The 2,262-nt window shown below is 51.5% G+C and carries 3 protein-coding genes; all 3 read left to right on the plus strand.

Annotation, left to right across the window (positions count from 1 at the left end):
* The coding region (locus Q0438_RS04305; RefSeq protein WP_299187758.1) for a hypothetical protein at positions 1 to 334 on the plus strand (334 nt) is incomplete at its 5' end.
* Positions 335 to 507: 173 nt separating this feature from the next.
* On the plus strand, positions 508 to 1,089 hold the full coding sequence (locus Q0438_RS04310; RefSeq protein ID WP_299187761.1) for a flavin reductase family protein: 582 nt from the start codon (positions 508 to 510) through the stop codon (positions 1,087 to 1,089).
* Between the two features lie 110 nt (positions 1,090 to 1,199).
* Positions 1,200 to 1,961, plus strand: coding sequence for an SDR family oxidoreductase (locus Q0438_RS04315; protein ID WP_299187764.1), 762 nt, complete (start codon positions 1,200 to 1,202; stop codon positions 1,959 to 1,961).
* The last annotated feature ends 301 nt before the right edge of the window (positions 1,962 to 2,262 follow it).

The raw sequence follows: 2,262 nt of genomic DNA on the forward strand, positions 1-2,262 counted from the left end.
GGGCGTCTGCAAGGTGCCCGCGGTGCAGGGGCCGATGGTAGGCGGCGGGGCGGACGAGCGCGGCTGCTTGGTCGCAGCGGGGCAGAGCTTTTCGAAGATCAAGAATGGCTGCGTGCAGGTCTTTGACGTCGCGGACGTGAGGCTAGACGATCCGGATAACTCCGCGCTTGCGATCTACGGGATATTTTCCGCAGATAAAAGCAGGGTCGAAATCTTTTGGGCTAGCCTTCCTGAGAGCGTGATCTTACGCGCAAAAGCAAGCGGCTACGTCTCGAAAGACGGCAAAATTTCGCTGCTAAAAAGCGGCAATGGCTATAAGATCCGCAGAAAATAGCCGTCTAAATTTTAAACCCGCCAAATTTTGCGCGCCGCGGAGAAATTTAATTCAAGCGCGCTAAGACTTAGGTCTGCTCAGTAGGCTAAGCCTTAAATTTAGGGCAAATTAATACCATGTATTCGGTTATTTGCGGCATCTGCCGCCGATAAAATTTAATCAAAGGAGCAAAAATGGCGATCATAAAAGTAGATCTACAAAAATCATATCGTATCCTAAATCCGGGTGCGACCACGCTCGTATCGGCCAAATACGGCGGCGACATCAACGCGATGGCGATAACGTGGGCGCAGGCGCTTGACTACGACAAGGTTACCATCGTGCCGCACAACGGCTCATACACGCGGACGCTCATCGAAAAGAGCGGGTATTTCGCTGTGCAGATCCCCACGGCCGCGCAGGCGGAGCTAGTTAGCGAGCTTGGCGCCGAAAACAACTCGCGCTTTGATAACGCGGACAAGATGAAAAACGTGGAAATTTTTTATAAAGAGGAGTTCGACGTACCGCTGATCGCGGGCTGCGCCGCATGGCTCGTTTGCAAGCGTATCCTAGAGCCTCACAACGAGCAGAGCTACGATCTTTTTATCGGCGAGGTCGTCGCGGCGTATGCAGACGAGCGGATCTTTGACGGCGGACACTGGCTGTTTGAAAAGATCCCGGACGAGCTAAAAACGCTTCACTACGTCGCCGGTGGTCGGTACTATCTAGACGGTAAAGCGATAGATACCAAGCGCACGCCCATAAGCGACGAATAAAACGCCTCGCAAAACGCGGGTGAATTTGTAAATTTAAGACGAGTGCGCGCACGAATACGCGGCAGGTTTTAGTAGAATTTCAAACTGAAAAATCCAAGAAAGGATAGGAAATGAAAAAATATATCGTCATCACCGGCGCAAGTTCTGGTATCGGAGCGGCCGCGGCAAATGCGTTTGCTGGACGCGGAGAAAATTTGATCCTAATCGCGCGCAGAGCGGAGCTTCTGCAAAACTTAAAGGACGAGATCGCGCAGATCGCGCCCGAATCGGACGTAGTCATTAAAATTTGCGACCTTTCGCGTAGCGAGAACGTCCTAACGCTTTGGGACGAGCTAAAAAGCTACGAGCTAAAGGCGCTCATAAATAACGCGGGTTTTGGAGATTACGGCGCGGTCGGCGAGCGCGATCTGTCCAAAATCTCGCAGATGTTGCAGCTCAACATCATCTCGCTTACGCTATTAAGCCACCTCTTCGTGCGCGATTACAAGCGCAAGCCCTCTCAGCTCATCAACATCTCCTCCGCGGGCGGCTACAGCATGGTGTCAAACGCCGTCACCTACTGCGCGAGCAAATTTTTCGTAAGCGCCTTTACGGAGGGCTTGCACCACGAGCTGGCGCAGGATAAAGACGCCAAAATGCAGGCTAAAGTTCTAGCTCCCGCCGCGACTAAAAGCGAGTTTTGCGACGTAGCTTCGGGAAAGCGCGGATTTGATTACGATGCGGCGTTTTCGCAATACCACAGCAGCGAACAAACGGCAGAATTTTTGCTCACGCTTTACGATAGCGATGCATGCATCGGAGAGGTGGATTTGGCTAGCTTCGAATTTAAACTTAGCGAACCGAAATTTAATTATATAGCAGCCGCCAAATAGCGGATCGGGTGAGGCGCAAGCTCACTTATAGCTTGCGCTGTTAAGTTGCTTCTTTACGTGCGAGCAGGACTTGATTAGCTTCGTAGCGACAAGCTGCGCAGGCAGGCGCCTTTGAATTTTACGCATTTATAGATCGCACGATGAGCCGTGCTGTGCAGACGATATTCGCGTAAAATTTAGAATAACGTAGCGCCTGAGTTAAATTTGACCCCAAAGCGCGATAAAATTTAAAGAAATTCAAGGAGCGAAAATGGGAAAATCCGCCTTGGTGCTGGGCGCTACGGGCGTCGTGGGCAGGGAG

The sequence above is a fragment of the uncultured Campylobacter sp. genome (genome assembly GCF_938030785.1).
Taxonomy (GTDB): Bacteria; Campylobacterota; Campylobacteria; order Campylobacterales; family Campylobacteraceae; genus Campylobacter_B.

Bases quoted from the DNA above. Each gene is read 5' to 3' on its own strand.
- Q0438_RS04310 (WP_299187761.1), top strand. From the start codon at position 508: ATGGCGATCATAAAAGTAGATCTACAAAAATCATATCGTATCCTAAAT.
- Q0438_RS04315 (WP_299187764.1), top strand. From the start codon at position 1,200: ATGAAAAAATATATCGTCATCACCGGCGCAAGTTCTGGTATCGGAGCG.